The organism is Roseateles sp. P5_E11 (genome assembly GCF_054049355.1).
Map to the genome: position 1 here is coordinate 1 of NZ_JBFUMO010000041.1, position 21,871 is coordinate 21,871.

Annotated in this window: 19 protein-coding genes; 10 read left to right on the forward strand and 9 right to left on the reverse strand. The window is 69.3% G+C overall.

From position 1 onward, the window contains the following. Positions 1–1,076: glutamine--fructose-6-phosphate transaminase (isomerizing) (glmS, locus tag ACXJKR_RS05430; protein ID WP_457321377.1), on the reverse strand; the 1,076-nt coding region annotated here is incomplete at its 3' end. A gap of 132 nt (positions 1,077–1,208) precedes the next feature. Here glmS and ACXJKR_RS05435 point away from each other — a divergent pair. Next, on the forward strand, positions 1,209–1,679 hold the full coding sequence (locus tag ACXJKR_RS05435) for an Lrp/AsnC family transcriptional regulator (RefSeq protein WP_457321379.1): 471 nt from the start codon (positions 1,209–1,211) through the stop codon (positions 1,677–1,679). A 213-nt stretch (positions 1,680–1,892) separates the two neighbouring features. Further along, complete coding sequence (locus ACXJKR_RS05440) at positions 1,893–2,837, forward strand: NF038122 family metalloprotease (protein WP_457321409.1); 945 nt, start codon at positions 1,893–1,895, stop codon at positions 2,835–2,837. 55 nt (positions 2,838–2,892) lie between these two features. On the opposite strand, the gene ACXJKR_RS05445 is transcribed toward ACXJKR_RS05440, so the two are convergent. The 7 genes from ACXJKR_RS05445 to ACXJKR_RS05475 form a co-directional block, all read right to left on the reverse strand. Then, positions 2,893–4,074: a class I SAM-dependent rRNA methyltransferase gene (locus tag ACXJKR_RS05445; RefSeq protein WP_457321381.1), complete on the reverse strand. Its 1,182-nt coding sequence runs from the start codon at positions 4,072–4,074 to the stop codon at positions 2,893–2,895. A gap of 79 nt (positions 4,075–4,153) precedes the next feature. Next, entirely contained in the window at positions 4,154–5,677 is a 1,524-nt protein-coding gene (locus ACXJKR_RS05450; RefSeq protein WP_457321382.1) for a hypothetical protein, read from the reverse strand. Then, complete coding sequence (locus tag ACXJKR_RS05455) at positions 5,674–6,597, reverse strand: tyrosine recombinase XerC (RefSeq protein ID WP_457321384.1); 924 nt, start codon at positions 6,595–6,597, stop codon at positions 5,674–5,676. The genes ACXJKR_RS05450 and ACXJKR_RS05455 overlap by 4 nt, the downstream gene beginning before the upstream one ends. Next, entirely contained in the window at positions 6,594–7,304 is a 711-nt protein-coding gene (locus ACXJKR_RS05460; RefSeq protein WP_056205335.1) for a DUF484 family protein, read from the reverse strand. The genes ACXJKR_RS05455 and ACXJKR_RS05460 overlap by 4 nt, the downstream gene beginning before the upstream one ends. Next, entirely contained in the window at positions 7,301–8,140 is an 840-nt protein-coding gene (dapF, locus tag ACXJKR_RS05465; RefSeq protein WP_457321386.1) for a diaminopimelate epimerase, read from the reverse strand. Before dapF ends, ACXJKR_RS05460 begins: the two co-directional genes overlap by 4 nt. A gap of 7 nt (positions 8,141–8,147) precedes the next feature. Next, positions 8,148–9,275: a cytochrome c biogenesis protein/redoxin gene (locus ACXJKR_RS05470; RefSeq protein WP_457321388.1), complete on the reverse strand. Its 1,128-nt coding sequence runs from the start codon at positions 9,273–9,275 to the stop codon at positions 8,148–8,150. Further along, positions 9,272–9,718: a DUF2147 domain-containing protein gene (locus ACXJKR_RS05475; protein WP_457321390.1), complete on the reverse strand. Its 447-nt coding sequence runs from the start codon at positions 9,716–9,718 to the stop codon at positions 9,272–9,274. Before ACXJKR_RS05475 ends, ACXJKR_RS05470 begins: the two co-directional genes overlap by 4 nt. A 145-nt stretch (positions 9,719–9,863) precedes the next feature. Between ACXJKR_RS05475 and ACXJKR_RS05480 the strand changes: the two genes are divergently transcribed. The 4 genes from ACXJKR_RS05480 (at position 9,864) to ACXJKR_RS05495 (ending at position 15,504) form a co-directional block, all read left to right on the forward strand. Beyond that, on the forward strand, positions 9,864–10,598 hold the full coding sequence (locus ACXJKR_RS05480) for a response regulator (RefSeq protein ID WP_457321392.1): 735 nt from the start codon (positions 9,864–9,866) through the stop codon (positions 10,596–10,598). Continuing rightward, on the forward strand, positions 10,595–11,875 hold the full coding sequence (locus ACXJKR_RS05485) for an ATP-binding protein (protein WP_457321394.1): 1,281 nt from the start codon (positions 10,595–10,597) through the stop codon (positions 11,873–11,875). Before ACXJKR_RS05480 ends, ACXJKR_RS05485 begins: the two co-directional genes overlap by 4 nt. Before the next feature lie 52 nt (positions 11,876–11,927). After that, positions 11,928–14,522, forward strand: a complete 2,595-nt coding sequence (locus ACXJKR_RS05490) for an ATP-binding protein (RefSeq protein ID WP_457321396.1) — start codon at positions 11,928–11,930, stop codon at positions 14,520–14,522. Positions 14,523–14,628: 106 nt separating this feature from the next. Further along, positions 14,629–15,504 carry a PEP-CTERM sorting domain-containing protein gene (locus ACXJKR_RS05495; RefSeq protein WP_457321398.1) on the forward strand — a complete coding sequence of 292 codons (876 nt, stop codon included), beginning with the start codon at positions 14,629–14,631 and terminating at the stop codon, positions 15,502–15,504. Positions 15,505–15,508: 4 nt separating this feature from the next. Here ACXJKR_RS05495 and ACXJKR_RS05500 read toward each other — a convergent pair whose 3' ends face one another. Beyond that, positions 15,509–16,372, reverse strand: coding sequence for a lysophospholipid acyltransferase family protein (locus tag ACXJKR_RS05500; protein ID WP_457321400.1), 864 nt, complete (start codon positions 16,370–16,372; stop codon positions 15,509–15,511). Positions 16,373–16,501: 129 nt separating this feature from the next. Between ACXJKR_RS05500 and metK the strand changes: the two genes are divergently transcribed. The 4 genes from metK to ACXJKR_RS05520 all read left to right on the forward strand — a co-directional run. Then, positions 16,502–17,683: a methionine adenosyltransferase gene (metK, locus tag ACXJKR_RS05505; RefSeq protein ID WP_457321402.1), complete on the forward strand. Its 1,182-nt coding sequence runs from the start codon at positions 16,502–16,504 to the stop codon at positions 17,681–17,683. 228 nt (positions 17,684–17,911) lie between these two features. Beyond that, a complete protein-coding gene (locus tag ACXJKR_RS05510; protein ID WP_457321404.1) occupies positions 17,912–19,438 on the forward strand; it encodes a methyl-accepting chemotaxis protein in 1,527 nt (508 codons plus the stop codon). 618 nt (positions 19,439–20,056) lie between these two features. After that, positions 20,057–21,178, forward strand: coding sequence for a hypothetical protein (locus tag ACXJKR_RS05515; protein ID WP_457321405.1), 1,122 nt, complete (start codon positions 20,057–20,059; stop codon positions 21,176–21,178). 485 nt (positions 21,179–21,663) lie between these two features. After that, positions 21,664–21,871 (forward strand): hypothetical protein (locus ACXJKR_RS05520; protein ID WP_457321407.1); only part of this gene is annotated, 208 nt, incomplete at its 3' end.

Here is a 21,871-nt window from a genome sequence, read left to right on the forward strand (position 1 = left end):
CTCTGGCTGATGGTGACGACCAGGGTGCGCGGGTTGGGCACGCTGCTGCGGTAGCGGTACTCGCTGGCGATCTCGACGCTGGTCGGGATCTTGGCGATGCTCTCCAGCCAGTACTTGGCCGTGGAACCCGAGTAGTAGCTGGTGCCACAGGCCAGGATGAGGACGTTGTCGACCTCCTTGAAGATGCCATAGGCACCATCGCCGAAGAGCTCCGGGCTGATGCCGGTCACCGCGTCCAGCGTGTTGGCGATGGCCACGGGCTGCTCGAAGATTTCCTTCTGCATGTAGTGGCGATACGGCCCCAACTCGGCAGCGCCGCTGTGGGCGTGCACGGTCTTGACCTCCCGCTCCACTGACTGATAGCGGCCCGTTGTCTTGTCCAGCCGGCTGAGCCAGTAGCGGCCGAGCTGCAGGTCAACGACGTCACCCTCTTCCAGGTAGACGATCTGGTCGGTCACACCGGCCAGGGCCATCGCGTCGGAAGCAACGAAGTTCTCGCTTTCGCCCACGCCGAGTACCAGCGGCGAGCCTTCACGGGCGGCCACGACGCGGTGCGGCTCGTCGCGGCAGAACACGGCCACGGCATAGGCACCCTTCAGCCGCGGCAGGGCCTGCTGCACGGCGTCGAGCAGGTCGCCGCTGTAGAGATGGTCGATCAGGTGGGCGATGACCTCGGTGTCGGTCTGGCTCGTGAATTGATAGCCGCGCGACTTCAGCTCGGCGCGCAACTCGTCGTGGTTCTCGATGATGCCGTTGTGGACCAGCGCGATACGGCCTGTGCTCTCGACGCTCGCATTAGGGCCGGGCGAAAAGTGCGGGTGGGCGTTGTGCACGGCCGGTGCGCCATGCGTGGCCCAGCGCGTGTGGGCGATGCCGGTGCCAGCGGAGATGCCGTCCTGGTCGGCCACGGCCTGAAGTTCGGCCACGCGGGACGTGCTGCGGGCGCGCTTCAGGCCGCCGTCCTGGTGCACGGCCACACCGCACGAGTCATAGCCGCGGTACTCGAGGCGCTTGAGGCCTTCAACGAGGATGGGAACGATGTTGCGCTGACTGACCGCGCCGACGATGCCGCACATGGAGGTCTCCGTTGGGGAATGCGTGCATCGTAGGGAGACCGCCGTGGCGAATGGGTGCGAAATTTCTCAGAAAATGAAGGAAAATTTCCCGATCCACCCATTAAGAAATATTCGTTCAAATATTCAACATAAATGACTGATTTAGACGCAATCGACCTGCGTCTGCTGGAGGCCCTGCAGACAGATTCATCGCTGAGCAACCAGGACTTGGCCGCGCGCGTCGCCGTGTCGCCTGCCACTTGCTTGCGGCGCGTCAAGCGCCTGGTCGAGGCCGGCATCGTCGAACGCCAGGTAGCCCTGCTGTCGCCTGACAAGCTCGGCGCCGGCCTGTCAGCCATCGTGGAGATCACGCTGGACCGCCAGGGCGCCGAGCACCTGGATGCCTTCGAGGCGCGGGCGGTGCAGGAGGCGGCCGTGCAACAGTGCTGGCGGGTGTCGCCCGGGCCGGACTTCGTGCTCGTCGTGCAGCTGGCCGATATGCCGGCTTACCAAGCCTTCACACAACGGCTGCTGACCCAGGATGCCAACGTGCGCAACATCAAGGCCTTCTTCAGCGTGAAGCGGGCGAAGTTCGAGACGCGCATCCAGCTGCCATCCCCCTAACTTGGCAGCGCGTTCCCGCGAGCCAGGGGCAAAAGTCGCGCCTGCAGCCCGGAGAATCCTGCACCCGCCCCCAGACCGGAGCCCACCATGCCGCCCCGCACGTTTATTCGCCCTGCAACGTTCGCACTGGCCTTGGGCCTTGCGGGCTTGGCCCCCTGCGCTCAGGCCATGAACATCGTGCTTACCGACATTGGCGCCACACCAATGTCTGCCATGCAGCTATCGGCTTTCCAGACGGCTGCCAACTACTGGTCGGGCAAGCTCAATGACAACGTCACGGTCTATTTCAACATCGCGTTCAGCGACCTGGGGCCCAATATCCTGGGGTCGACCCGGTCCGAGCAGACATCGGTCAGCTATGGCGATCTGCGCGGCCATCTGGCGACCGACGCCAAGTCGGGCATCGACGCCTCAGCCGTGGCTAGCCTGCCGGTGACGAGCTCTGCCAGTTTCTGGGCGACGCAGGGTGATCTGACGAGCCGCTTCGACAACGATGGCTCGGTGAACAACACCAGGCTTGTCATCAACACCGCGAACGCGAAGGCGGTCGGCCTGAATCTGGGGCCCAATCTCGGCGCTCTGGACGCCACCATCACGTTCGCCAATGCCTTTGCCAGCAGCTACGCCTACACCCGGGTCAACGGCCAGGTTCCGGGCGACAAGATTGACTTCATCACCGTGGCGGAGCACGAGATCGGGCACGCCCTCGGCTTCGTGTCGGGCGCGGATGCCATTGACGGCTGTGTCAGCCATGCCGCGCAATGCGGTTTGTCTGGCGCCCTGGGCGAGTTCGAGAGCGACCCGTGGTACACGCCGCTGGACATGTTCCGCTACACCGCAGCGGGCAAACGGGACGTGACCCTCGGCGGCTCGCCCTATTTCTCCGTGGACGGTGGCCTGACATCCATCCAGCCCTTCTCGACCGGTGTCGAACACGGCAACGGTCAGCAGGCCAGCCATTTCGGCATCGGCGCCTTCACGCTGATGCGGCCCTTCGTTGGCACTGGCCAGTCGTATGACGCCATGGCCAGCGACCTGATGGCTTTCGACGCCATCGGCTGGGACCTGGCCGCTGCAGTGCCGGAGCCGAGCCAGTACGCCCTGCTGCTCGCCGGCCTGGCCCTCATCGGCATGGCGCGCCGCCGCAAGCGCGACTGAACCTGCGCGCTCAATGCAAAGCGGCCTCGCGAGGCCGCTTTTTCTTTGCCCGAGCTCAGCGCTTCAGCAGCCCCAGGCCCTTCAGATAGTCCCCTTCCGGGAAACACACCGTCTGCGGGTGGTCGGCCGCGGCCGACAGGCGTTCGATGATGTAGCCGTCCACGCCCGCGTCCAGCCCGGCGCCGGCCACGATCTTGTGGAAGAGGTCGGGCGAGATGCCGCCCGAGCAGGAGAAGGTGTAGAGCAGGCCGCCTTCACTCAGCAGCATGAAGGCCAGGCGGTTGATGTCCTTGTAGGCGCGCGCGGCACGCTCGGCGTGGGCAACCGTGGGCGCGAACTTCGGCGGGTCGAGCACGATGGCGTCGAAGCGCCGGCCTTCGGCCAGGCAGCGCCGCAGCGTGGCGTTGACGTCGGCATCCCAGGCCTGGTGGCGGCTCGCGTCGAAGCCGTTCAGCTCGACATGGGCTTTGGCGCGTTCCAGCGCCGGGCCGGAGGAGTCGACGCTGACCACCTCGCTTGCCCCACCGGCGAGCGCCGCGACCGAAAAGCCGCCCGTGTAGCTGAAGCAGTTCAGCACGCTCTTGCAGCCGTATTGCTTCACCGCGTCGGCAAAGCGGCGGCGACTGTCGCGCTGGTCGAGGTAGTAGCCAGTCTTGTGGCCTTCGGCCACATCCAGCGTCAGCCGCCAGTCGTGCTCACGGATGGTCAGCGCCGTTTCGCCATCGCCACGCAGCCACCCGGTCTGCACCGGCAGGCCCTCCCACTCGCGGGCCTGGGCGTCGGAGCGCTCATACAGGCGTGTCAGGCCGGTCGCTGCCAGCAGCGCGTCGGCAATGACGGCCTTCCAGCGCTCGACGCCAGTGCTGCCGAACTGGGCCACCAGCGTGTCGCCATAGCGGTCCACGACCAGGCCCGGCAGGCCATCGGCCTCGCCATGCACCAGGCGCCAGGCGTCGGAGGCGATGGCCAGCCGTGCCCGCATCGCCACAGCCTGCTCGATGCGCCGCTTGAAGAAGACCGCATCGATGCGCTCGGCCTCGTCGAAGCTCCAGGCGCGCAGGCGGATCTGCGACTGCGGGCTGAAGGCCGCCCAGCACAGGAAGGCACCGTCGGCCGACTCGACGCGCACGGTCTCGCCGGCGTCGGCGCCGCCGCGAGCAATGGAACTTTCGAACACCCAGGGGTGGCGCTTCAGCAGCGAGCGCTCCTTGCCGGCGCGCAGGGTGATCTTTTTCATCGCCGGGCCGTCCCAAGATGAAAAGCGCGCCCTCGGGGGGCAGCGGCCACACGACGTGTGGGCGCGTGGGGGCAACTGTTCATCGCTGCAACGTCCCGAAGGCGTAGTTCAGGCCGACGTGGACCACGGGCGTTGACTGGCTGCTGCCGCGCATGGTGCGGAACTCGCCCAGGCCGGTGCGCAGCCGCAGCCGTTCGCCGATCCGCCATTGCGCCCACAGCTCGGCTTGCGTCACGGCGCCGCCGCCCACCCGCACGCCACCACCGCCAGCCGCACCGACCAGCCATTCCGCACCGACACGCAGCCCGCCCCACAGCGGGTCGCTTTGCAAGCCCAGGCCGACGAGCCCGAAGGAATAGGCTCCGGCGCTGCCCGCGGCCGCGCTGCCCGCCAACGCCGATCCATAGACATACGGCGTGAATTCGCGCGACATGTTGACGGCCAGATGGCTGACCGCCTCGCGTCGGCCGTCCTTGAAGCGCACACGCGGCAGATGCAGCACGCTGGCGCCGAGTTGCTGCACGCGCACGATGCCGTTGCTCGTGTCGTCGCCAAATGCGACCGGAGACCGGTCCAGCGGCATCGCCAACACCGCACGCACGTATGGCGCGCTGTAGAAACCGCTGGACGCATAGGTGAAACCGGCATCCAGGCGCACGCTGGGGCCCCAGGGCGTGAGCCAGCGCAGCGTCGGCCCGGCGCGCAGCAGCAGTCCACTGCCGGTGTCCAGCGTGCCGCCGCCACCCAGGCCCGCGCCGAGCTGGCCGCCCACGCGCAGCCGCGGCGTGCCGAACAGGGCCCAGTCCTGGCCGATGTTGCCCAGCACTTCCATATAGCCGTCGGCGCCGCCCTGGGCTGCGCCGGCGGCCTCGATACCCCACCAGCTGCCGTCGACGATGTATTGCCTCAGCTCCCCGCCGGCTTTGCCGATGCGGCGCGTCAGCGGGTTGCCGCTGCGGTCACGGCTGGCGGAGCGAGGCTTCTCGAAGCCGCCCGTCAAGGCAATCTCGTCGAAGCCCAGGCCCGTGCGTTGCGTCGCGCGCCCCGGGCGGCCGGCATCGTCCGGCGAAAAGCTGGGGAAGCCCAGCGATCGACCGAGGGAAAAGCTCAGGCCCACGCCGCTTTTCACATTGCCGCTCGGGAAGCGGATCTGCGAAATGCCGACGCCCGTGTACCAGGCGCCCACCTCGGTGCGCAGCGACAGCTCGGGCCTGAGCATCAGGCCGCCGCCGAAGCGCAGCTGCTGATTGGACAGGCCGCCGCCAGCGCCCACGTAAAGGCTGGCGGCCAGATGCGTGTCGCCGGAGAGCCGCCAGCGCCGCTGGCCCGTGAAGCCGACGGTGAAGATGCCGCCGTAGTTGCCCTTGGCCGCGCCGTAGACGCCGGGGCCGAAACCCCAGTCCTCGTCCAACGCCATCATGTAGCTGATCGACGCGAAGGCCGTGCGGCCGCCGTCGGGCATCTTCATCTTGGTCCAATTACCCTCGACCGCGGCCGGGCGCACCGTTTGCACGCGTGCGAACGGCGCGTCGTCGGGAAGGGCCCAGGTCGTGGCCGGCAACAGGGCCGCCAACGCGGCCAAAGCCGTGATTTGGAATCTCATTTCTTGGCTCGGGGGTGCGCAGCGTCGTAGATGCGCGCCAGGTGTTGGTGGTCCAGCTGCGTGTACACCTGGGTCGTCGTGATGTGGGCGTGGCCCAGCAGCTCCTGCACCGCGCGCAGGTCACCACTGGACTGCAGCAGGTGGGACGCGAAGCTGTGCCGAAGCATGTGCGGGTGGACATGGGCCGGGCTGCCGGCCGCGACGGCGCGAGCGCTGAGCATGGCGCGCAGCGTTGAGCCGGCGATGCGGTGGCCGCGAGAGCCGACGAAGAGCGCCGCCTCGCCAGCCGCCACGACCTGGGGCCGCACCGCCAGCCAGGTGCGCAGTGCCTCGGCCGCTGCACGGCCCAGCGGCGTGCTGCGGCGCTTGCCGCCCTTGCCCAGCACATGCACTTCATTGGCTTGCAGGTCGACCCAGCCAGCGGCCTGGCCGCTGGCCTGGGCATCCAGCCCTGTCAGCTCGGACGCCCGCAGGCCGGCGCCGTAGAGCAGTTCCACCATGGCACGGTCGCGGGCCTCCAGCACCGGGTCGGCCGCCACCTCGGGCGCGTAGGCGGCGAGCTGCACCGCGTCGTCTACACCCAGCGCCTTGGGTAGAGGCTTGGGCGCCTTGGGCGCGCGCAGGCCGTCGAAGGGATTGAGCGTGACGCGGCCCTGCAGGCCCAGCCAGCGGTAGGCGCTGCGCCAGACCGACAGCAGCAGCGCGATGGACTTCGGCGCCAGGCCTTCACGATGCAACAGGGCCGCGAGACGGCGCGCCTGGGCGATGTTGAGCTGGCGGGCGTCGATCGGGATTGAAGCCAGCATGGCCTGCAGGCGCTCAAGGCCATCGGTGTAGATACGCAGCGTGCGCGGACTCAGGCGCTGCTGCACGCGGGCGTGCTGCAAGAACTCCGTGAAGTCCTGCGCCAACTCCATCATGCAGCGAGCAAGCCCGCCAGCCCAGCGCTGGCGATCTCGCCGACGCGGGTCAGGAAGTCGGTGCCCATCTCGGCCGTGTAGCGCGTCGGATCGGGCGAGCCCAGCACCAGCAGGCCGAAGGGCTTGTCCTCGTTGGCGCTGGGCTGGTGCAGCGGGATCAGGGCCAGCGAGGTCGCCGTGCCGCCGCTCTCGCTGAGGCCCAGCCAGCGTGCCGCCTCGAAGCCGGAGTTCACGCCGCAATAGGGCTGGCTCAGGCTGGAGGCGAAGCTGCGCACGTCGGGGCTGACCGAGGCGGCGAACTCCGAGGCCTCATGCTCGGGAGCGACGCCCCACAAGCGCAGGCCGGCTTGCGGGATCATGAACTGGTGGCGCAGCTCGGCCAGCAGCACATGGGGCAGCTCCGGCGTGCCCACCGCGCGCATGACGGCCAGCGTCCAGCGGTGCAGGCGGTCGGCGATGGTGACGTTGTCCTGGCCGTTGCGGATCATGTCGATGATGCGCATTTCCAGGCCCTTGATCTTGTCGCGCAGCATCTCGGCCTGGCGCTCCTGCAGCGACACGGCGCGTGCGCCATGCGGGTGCTGCAGCTGCACGCTGGCGAGCATCGCCGCGTGGCGTTCGAAGAAACCGGGAGTGGACGCCAGGTAGTTGGCGATGTCGGTTTCGGTGATGCCTTGCACCGCGTCAGCGGCCGGGTTGGAACTCACAGCGTGATCTCTCCGTCAAAAACTTTCACTGCGGGGCCGGTCATCAGCACCGGGTTCTGTCCACCCGCCCATTCGATGCGCAGCAGGCCGCCGCGCGTCTGCACTTCCACGGCCTCGTCCAGCCAGCCGGCGCGGATGCCGGCGACGACGGCCGCGCAGGCGCCCGTGCCACAGGCCAGCGTCTCGCCAGCGTCGCGCTCGAAAACGCGCAGCTTGATGCGGTCGCGGCTCAGGATCTGCATGAAGCCGGCGTTGACGCGTTTGGCAAAGCGCGCATGGTGTTCGATCAGCGGGCCCTGAGTCAGCACCGGCGCCGTCTCGACATCGTCAACGCGCTGCACCGCATGCGGGTTGCCCATCGACAGCACGGCCAGTTCCACGCCCTCGACGGGCCAGAGCTCGAAGCCGTTCACGAGATGGGGCTTGAGCCCGCTCGCATCGAATGGCAGGGCGGCGTGCTCGAACACCGGCGCGCCCATGTCCACCGTGACACGGCCATCGTCCTGCAGCTTCAGCAGCAGGCGGCGGTTCATGGTGTCGACGCGGATCTCGCGCTTGTCCGTCAGCCCGACATCGACGACGTAGCGCACGAAGCAGCGCGAGCCGTTGCCGCAATGCTCCACCTCGTTGCCGGTGTTGTTGAAGATGCGGTAGCGGAAGTCGGCGCCGGCGTCCTGGCTGGGTTCGATGACGAGGATCTGGTCGCAGCCGACGCCAAAGCGCCGGTCGCCGAGCAGGCGCATCTGCTCGGGGGTCAGCGCGAAGGGCTGCTTCGTTGCGTCGATGACGACGAAGTCATTGCCCGCGCCGTGCATCTTGGTGAAGCGCAATCTCATGAGGGGATTATCGCAAGGCMTTCTCTATGGCAGCTCCAAGCTCCGCCTCGCCCCCTTCCCCCTCGTGGCGATAGACGACACGGCCCGTGGCATCGATGAGCCAGGCGGCCGGCCAGTAGCGGTTCTCAAAGGCCTTCCAGACGCGGTAATCGTTGTCCTGCACCACCGGGTAATGCAGGCCCAGCCGCCGCACCGCCGCCTGCACGCTGTCCAGCGGCCGCTCATGGGCGAACTCGGGCGTGTGCACACCGATGACGACCAGGCCGCGCGCCGCATAGCGCTGGTGCAGGCGTTCGATGACCGGCACGCTGCGCAAGCAGTTCACACAGTCCCAGGTCCAGAAGTCGACGAGCACGGGCTTGCCGCGCAGGGCCTGCAGTGTCAGCGGCGGGCTGTTGATCCAGGCGCCCGTGGTGGCGATCTCGGACGCGGGCTTGCCAATCACCTGGCCCTGTGCCGACTCGGCCGGCCCGGCCAGAGCCGCGACCCAGGTGGAGCTGACATTGGCGAGGCTGGCCCCCGCCATCAGCATGACGAGCAGGCCCAACCCCCGGCGCAACCGGCCCGACCAGGCGCGCAGGCCCTGCGCGATGCGCTGGCCGCCATAGGCCACGGCCAGCATCGGCCCGCCGGCGCCGACGGCGTAGGCAATGAGCAGGGCCGCCGCCTGCTGCGAATCACCGGCGCTGGCGACCAAGGCCAGGATGCTGGCCAGGGCCGGGCCAGCGCAGGGCGTCCACAGCGCGCCCAGGCTGGCGCCGAGTGCCAGGGCGCCAAGCCGCCCGCCACCATGACCGAAGCGCTGGGCCCAGTCGGCCACACGGCCCAGCGGGCGCGACAACCGCTCCCAACCCGCCGGCCAGACCAGCAGCAGGCCAAAACCCAGCAGCAGCACGGCCGCGATATCGCGCAAGGCACCGGCCGACAGGCCCAGCACGCTGGCCGAGGCGCCAAAGGCCAGGGCCAGTGCGCTGAAGGACGCGACAAAGCCCAGCACGACCAGCAGCGGCCGCCACCGGTCGGCAGGCCCCAGGCTGCTGCCGAGCAGCGCCGGCAACAGCGGCAGCACACAGGGGCTGGCCACGGTCGCCAGGCCGGCACCGAACGCAGCCGCCACGGGCAGCACGGCGCTCATTGCGACGCTCCCGGCACGCGCTGCCAGGCCTGGGTCCTGCCGAACAACGGCAGGCCGACATAGGCGCGCAGCTTCAGCTCGCCGGTCGGGCCCAGCGACATCAGGCAGTCGTAGGTCTTGCCGTTCTCGCGGTTGAAGATGCGGCCGCGCCATTCGGTGACGGCGCTGCGGCCATCGGGTTGGGTCTCGCGCTCGGAGGGCAGAAAGTCGCTGAGGATGTCCATGCCCTCCTGGGCCGGCTGGGCATCGGCCGCCATCGCCTCGCCGGGCCGGCTCATCGACTGGTTGGCGATGACGCGCGCCACCTTGCCGCACAGGGCCGCGCCGCAGGGCGCGACGCGCACTTCCAGGTTGCCGCTGGCCGTCAGCCACAGGCCACGCGGGTCGGCATCGGCACGGGCCGCACCGGCCGCGAGCAGGAGGATCAGCAGAAGGTTTCGCATGAGCACCTCGTCAGTAGTGAAGGAGGTGCCATTGCAGGTCGCAGCGGTATCACCGCGATGTCGATGTGTCGCCGGTGGACACGCGCCGGCCGCACAGACAAAGAGCGATACAAAACAGCGGGTCCCGTCCGCTATCGTGGCCGCCATGGACCCGCGCCCCGACCATCTGCTGCTTGTCGACGACGACCGCCAGCTGCTCACGCTGCTGGCCGACTATCTGCGCGCCGCGGGCTATCGCGTCAGCACGGCGACGCAGGGCCGGGAGATGCGCGCCGTGTTGGCCGCCGAGCCAATCGACCTCGTCGTGCTCGACCTGATGCTGCCCGGCGAGGACGGCCTGTCGCTGTGCCGCGACCTCCGCGCACGCGAGGTCGAGCCCCTGCCCGTCCTGATGCTGACCGCCCGCGGCGATGAGGCCGACCGCGTGCTCGGCCTGGAGATGGGCGCCGACGACTACCTCGCCAAGCCCTTTGCGACGCGCGAATTGCTCGCCCGCATCCGCGCCGTGCTGCGCCGTACCCGCCAGCTGCCACCGCGCACAAGCCCGCAGCGCCAGGCCAGGCGTCTGGCCTTCAACGACTGGGTGCTGGACACGGCGGCCCGCCATCTGCTGGACGGCGCCGGCACCCTGGTGCCGCTGACCGGCGGCGAGTACCGCCTGCTGCGCACGCTGCTCGACCACCCCCAGCGCATCCTCAGCCGCGACCAGCTGCTCAACCTCACGCAGGGGCGTGACGCCGACCCCTTCGACCGCTCCATCGACCTGCTCGTCAGCCGCCTGCGCCGCCGCCTGCGCGACGATGCCAAGGAGGCCCGGCTGTTGAAGACGGTGCGCAATGAGGGCTATGTGTTCTGCGCGGATGTCGAGGCCGTGGAATGAGTTTGGCCAGCCGCATCGCCGGCCTGCTGATCGCCGGCCTGCTGCTGGCTTATGGCCTGGCCAGCCTGGCCTGGCTGGCGGAGCGCGGCGAGGTGATGGGCCGCATGCTCAACGCCTACCTCGGCCGCGATGTGGCCACGGCCGTCGCCGTGCTGGACCGCTTGCCCGAGGCCGAGCGTGCCGCCTGGTTGCCGAGACTGGCGCGGCCCAACTACCGCTACGAACTCGGCGCGCCGCAGGACGCCCTGGCATCCGACGAGCTGGCGCTGTCTCTCACGCAAACGCTGGCCGCGGAGCTGGGTTCGGCGCGAATCGGCACGGCCGGTGCAAGGCCGGATGGCGAACTGGTGTTCGCGCTGACGCTGGCCGACGGCAGCGCGCTGACGCTGCGCGCCCAGCCGCCACGGCTGAAGCTGTCCGGCGCAACGCTGGCCCTACTGGCCGCGCAGATCGCCGTGCTGGCCCTGTGCGGCGCGTCGGCTGTCAGGCTGGCGACGCGGCCGCTGCGCCGCCTGGCCGATGCCGCCGATGGCCTCGGCGCCGATCTCGCCGCCCAGCCGCTGCCCGAAGAAGGCCCGCGCGAGGTGGCCTCCGCAGCGCGCGCCTTCAATGCCATGCAGGCCCGCATCGCCGGGCACCTGCGCGAGCGCTCCGAAATCCTCGCCGCCGTCACACACGATCTGCAGACGCCGCTGACGCGCATGCGCCTGCGCAGCGAACTGCTGGCCGAGACCGACACGCGCGACAAGCTGCTGGCCGACATCGACGAGATGCGCGGCCTCGTTGCCGAGGGCCTGCACTACGCCGCCAGTGCGCATGCGGCCGAGGAGGCGCCGCAGGCCGTGGACCTCGTCGCACTGCTGGACGGCCTGGTCTGCGACGGCCAGGACGCGGGCCAGCAAGTCAGCCTTGAAGCGCCCTCTTCCCTTGCGCCGGTGACGACGCGGCCACGCGCGCTGCGCCGCGTTGTCGGCAACCTGGTCGACAACGCCGTCAAGTTCACCGGCGCGGCGGAGGTGGTCGTCACGCTGGACAACAGCCAGCTGCGCATCGCCGTGCTGGACCGCGGCCCCGGCATCCCGGCCGACCAGCGCCAGGCCGCGCTGCAGCCCTTTGTGCGCCTGGAGGCCTCGCGCAACCGCGCCAGCGGCGGCACCGGCCTGGGCCTGGCGATTGCGCAGCGCCTCGCGCAGGCGCTGGGCGCGACGCTGGAACTGCTGCCGCGCGAGGGTGGTGGCCTGGAGGCGCGGCTGAGCCTGCCGGTTAAGGAGGGCTGACCCTGCATCTTGAGGAAGCGCGCGCCCGCCAAATCGGCGCAAGCTTGGCGCCATGCCACTGCCCGAGCCACCGCTGCTGGAACGCGATGCCGCGCTGGCCGGCCTGCGCGCCGACCTGGCCGCCTTGGCCGACCCGACACAAGGCCAGGGCCGCTGCGTGCTGCTCGAAGGCGATGCCGGCATGGGCAAGACGCGGCTGCTGCGTGCCGCGGAACGCGCCGGCGGCAGCGCCATCGAATGGGCCTGGGGCGCCTGCGAGCCGCTGATCACGCCGTTGCCGCTCGGGCCGCTGCTGGACATGCTGCCGCGACTACCCGGTGAGATCGCGGCGCTGCTGCGGCGCAGCGCACCGGCCGCCGAGTTGTTTGCCGCCCTGCTGGAGGTGGCGCGCCTGACGCGCCGGCCGCGGGTCTGGGTGTTCGAGGACCTGCACTGGGCCGACGGCGCCACGCTGGACCTGCTGCGCTTCCTGGCCCGGCGCATCGCCGGCACCCGGGTGCTGTTGTGCCTGAGCTGGCGGGGCGGCGAACTGGGCCCGGCCCACCCGCTGCGCGCGGCGCTCGCGGGCCTGGCCGGCCAGGGCGCGCGCAGCCTCAGCCTGGCGCCGCTGAGCCGCGCAGCCGTGTCCACGCTGGCGGCCCGCGCCGGCCGCCCGGCCGCGGGCCTGTTCGAGACCAGCGGCGGCAATCCCTTCTTCGTGACGGAGCTGCTGGCCGCGCCGCTGGCCGAGGGCCTGCCGGTGTCGGTGCGGGACGCGCTGCTGGCGCGCGTGGCGCGGCTGTCGCCACCGGCGCGCGAGTTGCTCAATGTGGCCAGCGTCTCGCCCGCGCCGCTGGAGACCGCCGTGCTGGCCCATGCCTGCGGCCTGGAGCCCGAGGCGCTGGCCGAAGTCGTCACCAGTGACCTGCTGCAGGCCGGTGGCGATTGCCTGCGCTTTGCGCACGAGCTGACCCGGCTGACCGTGCTGGAAGCCCTGGGGCCCCGCGCCGCGGCCCTGCATGCCGCCGTGTTCGACGCCTTGAGCGAGCGCGGCGCGGCACCGGCGCGGCTGGTGCATCACGCCGAGCACGCCGGCCTGGACCATGCCGTGGCCCGGCTGGCGCCGCGCGCCGCCGAACTGGCGGCCGCCTCGGGCGCGCACCGCCAGGCCGCGACCCTGTTCGGCCTGGCGCTGCGCCGCGCCGCACAACTGCCTGCCGTGCAGGTCGAGCCGCTGGCGCGCGCCCAGGCGATCGAATGCCTGCTGACCGGCCAGGTCGAGGAGGCCGCGCAGGCCGCAGCCCTGGCGCTGAGCCTGGCCGGCGCGCGGCCGCTGGCCCGGGCCGAGCACTTGAGCCTGCTGGCGCGCATCGAATGGACGCGCGGCCGCGCCAGCGCCGGCCTGGCCCATGCCGAGGCCGCGATCGCCCTGCTGCACGAGCACGCCCCCGACAGCCCGGCCCTGGCCCACGCGCTGGCCAACCACGCCCAGCTGCATCTGCTGGACGACGACACCGGCGCGGCGCTGGCGGGCGCCGCCCAGGCCCTGGCCTTGTTCGGCCGCCTCGGCGACCCGGCGGGCGCCCTCGGCGCGCGTATCACGCTGGCCTCGGCGCGGCTGGGCGGGCCGGATGAGGGGCTGGGCACGGTCGAGCTGCACGCCGCGCTCGAACAGGCGCTGGCCGATGGTCGGGAGGAACTGGCCGCGCGCGCCTGGACCAACCTCGCCTCGGCCGCACTGGTCGCGTCGCGCTACGACAAGCTGGAGCGCCTGTGCACGGCCGGGCTGGCGTATTGCGAGGCGCGCGACCTGGACCTGTTCGCCGTGCCGCTGCGCGTGCGCCAGGCTTGCGGCGACATCGCGCGCGGCGACTGGGCGGCCGGCGAGGCGGGCCTGCGCCAGCTCCAGGCCCGCCCTGACCTGAACGAGCTGCAACGCGAGCAGGTCGGCCATCTGCTTGCGCTGCAGGCGGCCCGCCGAGGGGAACCGGGTGCGCTGGCCTACTGGCAGGAGCTGGCCAGTGGACGGCGGCAGCTGGCGGTGTGGCCCTGGTTCATGTCGGTGGATGTGCAGCAGGTGGAACTCTCGACCTTGTCGGGCCCGGCGGGGCGGGCGCGACAGCTGGCGGAAGAAGCGCTGGCCAGAGCGGCCGCGCGGCTGGGGCCGTGGCGGCGGGCGCAGGTCCAGGTGTGGCTGACGCGCCTGGGCCAGCCGCAGGCCCTCGCCGCCGACGCGCCCGCGGCCTGCGCGCTGGAGGCAAGCGGCCAGCATCGCGCCGCCAGCCAGGCCTGGGGCGAGGTGGGCTGCCCCTACCAGCAGGCCTTGGCACTGCTGTGGGGCGATGCCGAGGCCATTGCCGACGGACTGCAGCGCCTTCAAGGGCTGGGCGCCGGGCTGGCCGCGCAGTACGCGCGCCGGCGCCTGCGGCGCGTGGGCGTGAGCGGCGTGGGGCGCGGCCGCTACGGCCATGCCCGGCAGGACCCGCTGGGCCTGACCGGACGCGAGCGCGAGATCCTGGAGCTGCTCGTGCAGGGCCACAGCAACCGCGCCATCGCAGCCACGCTGCACCGCTCCGAGCGCACGGTGGAGAACCATGTCGCCGCCGTGTTCCTGAAGCTGGGGGTGAAGACACGCCAGGACGCCATCCAGCGCGCGAAATCTGAGTAGTGCGCGCCCAAATCCGGGTAACGCCGCCGAGGTGCTCACGCGCCTCGCCCTCTAGCCTTGCATTCAGGGCCACCGGCCCGCACAGCCTTTGCAAGGGAGACCTGTCATGAAGATCCGCACGCTGCTCACCGCTCTCGCCCTGCTCGCCAGTGGCGCCGCCTGGGGCCAGGCCGGCCTGGCCACCGCGAGCGGCACCGCCCGGGGCGATTTCCAGATCGGCTGCAGCACCTGCCCGCATTTCCTGCTCGGCCTCACCGGCACGCCGGTGCAAAGCCAGAGCGGCCCGCTGGCGGCCCAGGTGGACTACCTCGGCCAGCCCGTGGGCGACGCCAACACGGCAGGCTACAGCCTGGGCGGCGGCGTGGAATACCACGCCAATGCCGCGCTCCAGGGTGCGCTGGCCACACCGCTGCTGGGCGCCTATGCGCGGGCCGACAACGAGCCCGTCGTCATCCTCGCCGACCCAGCGCAACTGGAGATCGGCATCGACCTCTATGCCGCCAGCGCCGTCGCGCGCACCCAGCAGACCTACCACTACCTCGGCGCCAGCACGACGACCTACCACTTCGACTTCCATGTCGACGGCACGCTCAGCAGCACCCGGGCCAGCGCCTTCGGGTCGGCGGCCATCTACACCGGCCAGGACCCGTCCTTCGAGGTCGGCCTGATCGACTTCGGCTACAGCAGCCACAGCGGCGTCGGGCTGCTCTACAACCCGCAAGCCTTCGGCGGTGATTTCTCGGTCAGCATCACGGTGGACCCCGGCGCGAGCTTCGTCCTCATCAGCCAGCTCAGCGCCAGCGTGCAGATGACCTACGACACGACCGATGTGCTGGCCGACGCCTCGCACACGCTGCGCCTGACGGCCATCACCGGTGGCGACCCCGGCCTGCTGGTGACCGCCGTGCCCGAGCCGGCGACGGCGCTGCTGTTGTCGCTGGGCTTGATCGCGTTGCTGCGCTTGAGGCGGGGGCGCCGCTGAGGGCCTAAGGTGCCGCGCCGATGTCCAGGCCGCGCGGCTGCTTGTAGCGGTGGTAGCCCCACAGATACTGCCCCGGCGCGCGGCGGATCAGGCTCTCCATGGCCCCGTTGACGAGCGCTGCGGCAGCCTCGTTGCTCGCCTCGGCAGGGATGGCCGGCGCGAGCAGCACGTGCACGACGAAGCCCTCACCGCCGGGCAGGCGCTCACCCCAGATCAGCAGCAGGGACGCGCCCGTCTGCTGCACCAGGCGGGCGGCCAGCGTCATCGTGTAGGCCGGCTTGCCGAAGAAAGGCGCCCACACGCCCAGGCCATCGGGTGGCACCTGGTCGGGCAGCAGGCCGATGACCTCGCCCTTGCGCAGCGCGCGGATCATCTGGCGCACGCCGGCCAGTGACGCCGGCGCCGTGGCCAGCCCGGGCCGCTCGCGTGAGCCGGCCATCACCTCGCGCAGCGAGGCCTGCCGCGCCGGGCGGTACAGCACGGTGATGGGTGACTCGGGCGTCGTGAAGCGCTCGGCGATGGCCTGGGCGCAGATCTCGAAGCAGCCCATGTGGGGCGTCAGCATGACCAGGCCGCGTTTCTCGGCCAGGGCGGCCGTGATCAGCTCGCCGCCCTCCCATTGCAGCTTGTCGCCCAGCGGCTTGCCGCGGGTAGCCACCCAGAGCCAGGGCAGCTCCGCCGCCATGCGCCCGGCGGCCGCAATCGCGGGCCGCGCCTCGCTCCAGGCGACGCCGGCCTGGGCCACATTGGCTTGGAAACGCCGCCGGTAGGTCCCCGAGGCGAAGTAGACAACCCAACCCAGCAGCGCCCCCAAAGCGTGCAATAGCGCCAGGGGCAGCCGGGACAGCAAGCGAAAGACCCAACCCATATTTCCTATACTTCGCAGATCGCCGAGTTACTGAACTACTTGCGGGGCGATTCACAAATCCCGCTAAAGCGTTCGCCGCACCTCCAGGAGCGACGGCGACGCCGCCAATGAAGCAACCGGAGTTTAAAAGTGGCCAACGATTTCCTCTTCACGTCTGAATCCGTCTCGGAAGGACACCCCGACAAGGTGGCCGACCAGATCTCGGACGCCATCCTGGACGCCATCTTCGAGCAGGACCCGCGCAGCCGCGTGGCCGCCGAGACGCTGTGCAACACCGGCCTGGTGGTTCTCGCCGGCGAGATCACGACCAACGCCCACGTCGACTACATCCAGGTCGCGCGCGACACCATCAAGCGCATCGGCTACGACAACACCGAGTACGGCATCGACTACAAGGGCTGCGCCGTCCTGGTCGCCTACGACAAGCAGTCCAACGACATCGCCCAGGGCGTCGATCATGCGTCCGACGATCACCTCAACACCGGTGCCGGCGACCAGGGCCTGATGTTCGGCTACGCCTGTGACGAGACGCCCGAGCTGATGCCCGCGCCGATCTACTACGCGCACCGCCTCGTCGAGCGCCAGGCCCAGCTGCGCAAGGACGGCCGCCTGCCCTTCCTGCGCCCGGACGCCAAGAGCCAGGTCACGATGCGCTATGTGGACGGCAAGCCGCACAGCATCGACACCGTCGTGCTGTCCACCCAGCACGCGCCCGAGTACTCGCTCGGCGACCGCATGACGGACGAGTTCTACGAAGCCATCCGCGAAGAGCTGATCAAGCCCGTGCTGCCCAAGGAATGGATCAGCGCCGACACCAAGTACCTGATCAACCCGACCGGCCGCTTCRTCATCGGCGGCCCGCAGGGCGACTGCGGCCTGACCGGCCGCAAGATCATCGTCGACACCTACGGCGGCGCCTGCCCGCATGGCGGCGGCGCCTTCTCGGGCAAGGACCCGTCCAAGGTCGACCGCTCGGCCGCCTATGCCGCCCGCTACGTCGCCAAGAACGTCGTCGCCGCCGGCCTGGCGCGCCAGTGCCAGATCCAGGTCGCCTACGCCATCGGCGTGGCCCGGCCGATGAACGTGACCGTCTACACCGAAGGCACCGGCGTCATCCCCGACGACCAGATCGCCAAGCTCGTCAACGAGCACTTCGACCTGCGTCCCAAGGGCATCATCCAGATGCTGGACCTGCTGCGTCCGATCTATTCCAAGACGGCGGCCTATGGGCACTTCGGGCGGGAAGAGCCGGAGTTCACTTGGGAGCGGACTGACAAAGCGGCAGCGCTGCGCGCTGCTGCCGGGCTGTAAGGCCTGGCAGCAGCGCGCCAGCGACCGAAGCCGCTTTGGGGCGAAGCTCATGTCGCTTGCGACGTGAGCGAAGACCACAAGGCCACCGAACCAACACCGCCCCTCCAGGCGGTGTTTTCCTTTGCGCCGCCACATCCGTCAACATGTAGAGTCAACGCACCGGCAGGGTGCGCGATCACAGCCGCCCGCCGCGCCATCAACCTGGAGGCGGTGATGAACATGCAATCCATGCGAATCGGGACCCGGCTGGGCCTGGGCTTCGGCCTCGTGCTGCTGCTGCTGGCGGTGGCCCTGGGCGTGAGCTACCGGCAGATCGGCGCCGTCGGCCCTCACATCGACCTGCTGGTGGAACTGCAGCATCGCCAGGACTTCGCCCAGGACTGGCGTACGGCGACCCAGCTCAACGTCACGCGCACCGACGCCGTCGCGCGCGCCGGAGGCTCGGGCCCCGTGGCGGAGTTCTTCTCGCCGATCATCAAGACGACGAGTGCCAGGATCACCGAACTGCAGGAGAGCCTCACCAAGGCGGTGGACACCGAGCGCGACAAGGCCCTGCTCACGGAGATCGCCGATGCCCGCAAGGCCTACGTCGATATCCGCAACCAGGTCTTCGCCCAGCTCAAGGCCGGCGAAGCCGACGCTGCGCTGCAGACGCTGGAGGGCAAGATGCGGCCGGCCTCAGAGGCCTATGTCGCGGCCATCAGCCGCATGGCCGACTTCCAGGGCGAGCGCGTGCGCCTCGAGACCCAGCAGGTCATGGAGGAGGCGCGCCGCACCCAGATGATCATGCTCGTCATCGCCATCGCCTGCCTCAGCGTAGGCATCGCGGCGGCCTGGCTGATCACGCGCTCCGTTGTCGGCCCGCTGCGCGAGGCCATCCACGAAGCCGAGGAGGTGGGGCATGGCGACCTGTCGCGCGACATCCGCAGCGTGGGCAGCGACGAGACCGCGCAGTTGACTCAGGCGCTGGCGCAGATGCAGCAGGCGCTGCGCCATCTCGTCGGCTCGGTGCGCGAGAACGCCAGCGGCGTGGCGACGGCCAGCACCGAGATCTCGCATGGCAGCAACGACCTGTCGGCACGCACCGAGCAGCAGGCCAGCGCCATTCAAGAGACGGCGGCGTCGATGGAGGAGCTGTCGGCCACCGTGAAGCTCAATGCCGACAACGCCGGCGAGGCCGACAAGCTCGCGCATGACGCCAGCCAGGTGGCGCGCCAGGGCGGTGAAGTCGTCGGCGAGGCGGTGCAGCGCATGAAAGGCATCGAAGAGAGTTCACGCAAGATCGGCGACATCATCGGCACCATCGACGCCATCGCCTTCCAGACCAACATCCTGGCGCTGAACGCCGCGGTCGAGGCCGCACGGGCCGGCGAGCAGGGGCGCGGCTTTGCCGTCGTCGCCAGCGAGGTGCGCATGCTGGCCCAGCGCAGCGMCGACGCGGCCAAGGAGATCAAGGGCCTGATCGGCGACAGCGTCGAGCGCGTCGAGCAGGGCGCCGTGCTGGTGAACAAGGCCGGCGAGACGATGGCGCAAGTCGTGACTGCCATCGGCCGCGTCGCGCAGATCGTGCGCGAGATCAGCTCGGCCAGCCGCGAGCAGAGCACCGGCGTCAGCCAGGTCGGCCAGGCCATCACGCAGATGGACCAGGCGACGCAGCAGAACGCCGCTTTGGTCGAGGAAAGCGCCGCGGCCGCCGAAAGCCTGAAGCAGCAGGCGGACGAGCTGGTGAAGCTCGTGTCGACGTTCCGCGTCTAGAACGAAGAGGGGACATCGGCTCGACGCGCCTTACCGGCAGACATGCGTGTCGGGCGGCCTTCGGCCAGGAGCTGCCGCTCACCAATGTCCGCTTGAGGGGCCCATCGCTGGCAAAGCGTACAGCGGGCTTCGCACGGCGCCGCCACCATCCGCAGCACGTGCGTGTAAATCATGGTGGTCGCCATGTCTGCATGGCCCGGCAGTTCCTGCACGGTGCGAATGTCGCTGCCCACCCAGTTCAACAGCCAGATCGAAGAGCTGCTGCCCCATCGCTGGACTCCCACTTTGGTTCGCAGACGATCTCTTGAACAGTCAGTGCGGTACGGGCTGCAGGCGGCACCCTGTGCATCTTCACCATCTCCGTCGGCCGCTGCGCTGGTCCGCATGTCGCATAGTGCGGCTGCCGATCAGCCGGTCTGATCACTTGACCATGCCGGTTCTCCATTCCGCGGGCCCAGCCTCTCTGACTACCGCAACGCCGCAACGCCGCAACACCGCAACACCGGCCCGGCCCGGCCCGGGCCGTTGCGGGCGGTCGTTTCTGCACAACGCGCTGGTTCGCGGCTGCAGCACGTCCTGTGGGCCTACTCCCCGGATCTTCACAATGGAAAGGATGTTATGTACCACTCACTTCGGCTCGCAACAATATTCGCAGTCCTGACCGGCTCATGGGCGCCGAGCTTCGCCGACGCGGTCTCGCTCGAACCGTTGTGCACGCAATGTGGAAACTCCGTCAAATGGGGGAGCGCGGTCGCCATGAGCGTCAACGGGACTCATGTGGTCGCCAATGGCGAAGACCTGCTGAGCCGGACCGCCCCATGCCACCGCTCCCGGCAGTGCTCGACGGCGTTCGCACTCAAGCAGGGCGATGCAATTCCGATGCCGTCGATCAACGGCTTCGCCGAAAGCGTCGCCATGGCCGTGGCCAACGATGGCACCGCTGTCGGATACGCGTATGACGCCGCAAGTTCTCAACCGCTGTTCTTGCCCATCGTCTGGCCGGGCGGTGCAGCCGCGAAACGGTTGGCGACGCTCGCCCAAGTCGAGGAGACGCAAGCCGTCGGCATCGATTCTTCCAGCCGAATCATCGGCATTGGCAAGATCCCGGCGGTGAACCACGGAATGTCCCGGTCAGTCGCCATGTTGTGGTGTTCACATGACTCCACGCCCAGATTGCTCCCAAGCTTAGTCGCCGCAACGGATCCGAGCCTCAACAGCGGCGTGACCGCGGCGCACGCCATCACGGATGATGGCTACATCGTCGGTGCGGTGGGCATGTCCGACGGTTTTCATCCAGCTTACTGGCGCATTGACGCACGCTGTGATGTCTCGATGCCGACGCTGCTGTCCAATTCGCGCGGAGTAGCCCTTGCGCGCATCGCCCCCGGACAGTTCGTCGGTCACATCTATCGCGGTGAGCTGTCGCAGGCCGGCGCCATCTGGAACTCGGGAACACAAATCACGCTGGAAGTACCTGCGCCGTTGATGCTGACTCTCAACGCAGGCGACGTCGACACGCTCTATGGCTTCGTCACCGATCCCGATCAAAACGTCACCCGGATCTACGCCCGCGACCGGCACAGCAACAGCGATCTCAAGCTCCCAGGAAACGTTGCCGGCAGCCTGAGGTTCGTGACCGGCGTGGATCCCAGCGGGACGGCGGTCGGCATGGGCGTTGTAAACGGTCGCTTTCAACCCGTCAAACTGCACCGGCCTGCCGCTAGCGAGGCCGCCCGATGACCAGCCCTCAACCACTTCGATCACACGTGACGCTGGGCCGTGGACAACGCTATGCGTTGACCACCGCCGACGAGATTTTGAAAAGAATAACGGACTGACCATGAGCAGCAGACGTGGTGCTAAAGGCGGCAGACGGCGTGCTCACGAGCATCGGACTACGCAGCTTCGGGGCGAGGACTCTCCCGGCCAAAGACAGCTGACTRCGACCCCATGGGTACCCGGTCCCGGCCAGGAGCTGACACCCATGAGCGACCGCTAGGCGACGACCGGAACGGCTGCTCGGTAGAGGTTCGGTAGACGGTTGCTCGCGGAAACTTCCACCGTTGCGCCACGGTCCACCGGCTGGCAACTGGCCAGGCGGCCGCGTTGTTGACTTCTTTGCAGCGGAAGCCGTGTCAAGACGGTCAACGCCTCAGTGGCGTTGCGGAATCAACGTGACATCATCGATCTGATTTTTCACGCTGGGCGGCTGGCCACAACTCCGTATGAGCGTAGATACCTCCGAATATTGGAACGCAGAGCCGTTTCCGCCGTTGCTCCTCGGCGCCGTGGCGCCACTTACAGCAGTAGTGTTGTCATTGGTGGCGCTATGGATCGCAGCGATGCCAAACCCGACGCATACCGTCGCCGTCGATATCGGAGGCTGCGCTCGTCTTATTGAACAAAGCTCTCGGAAACCGGTCACCCACACCG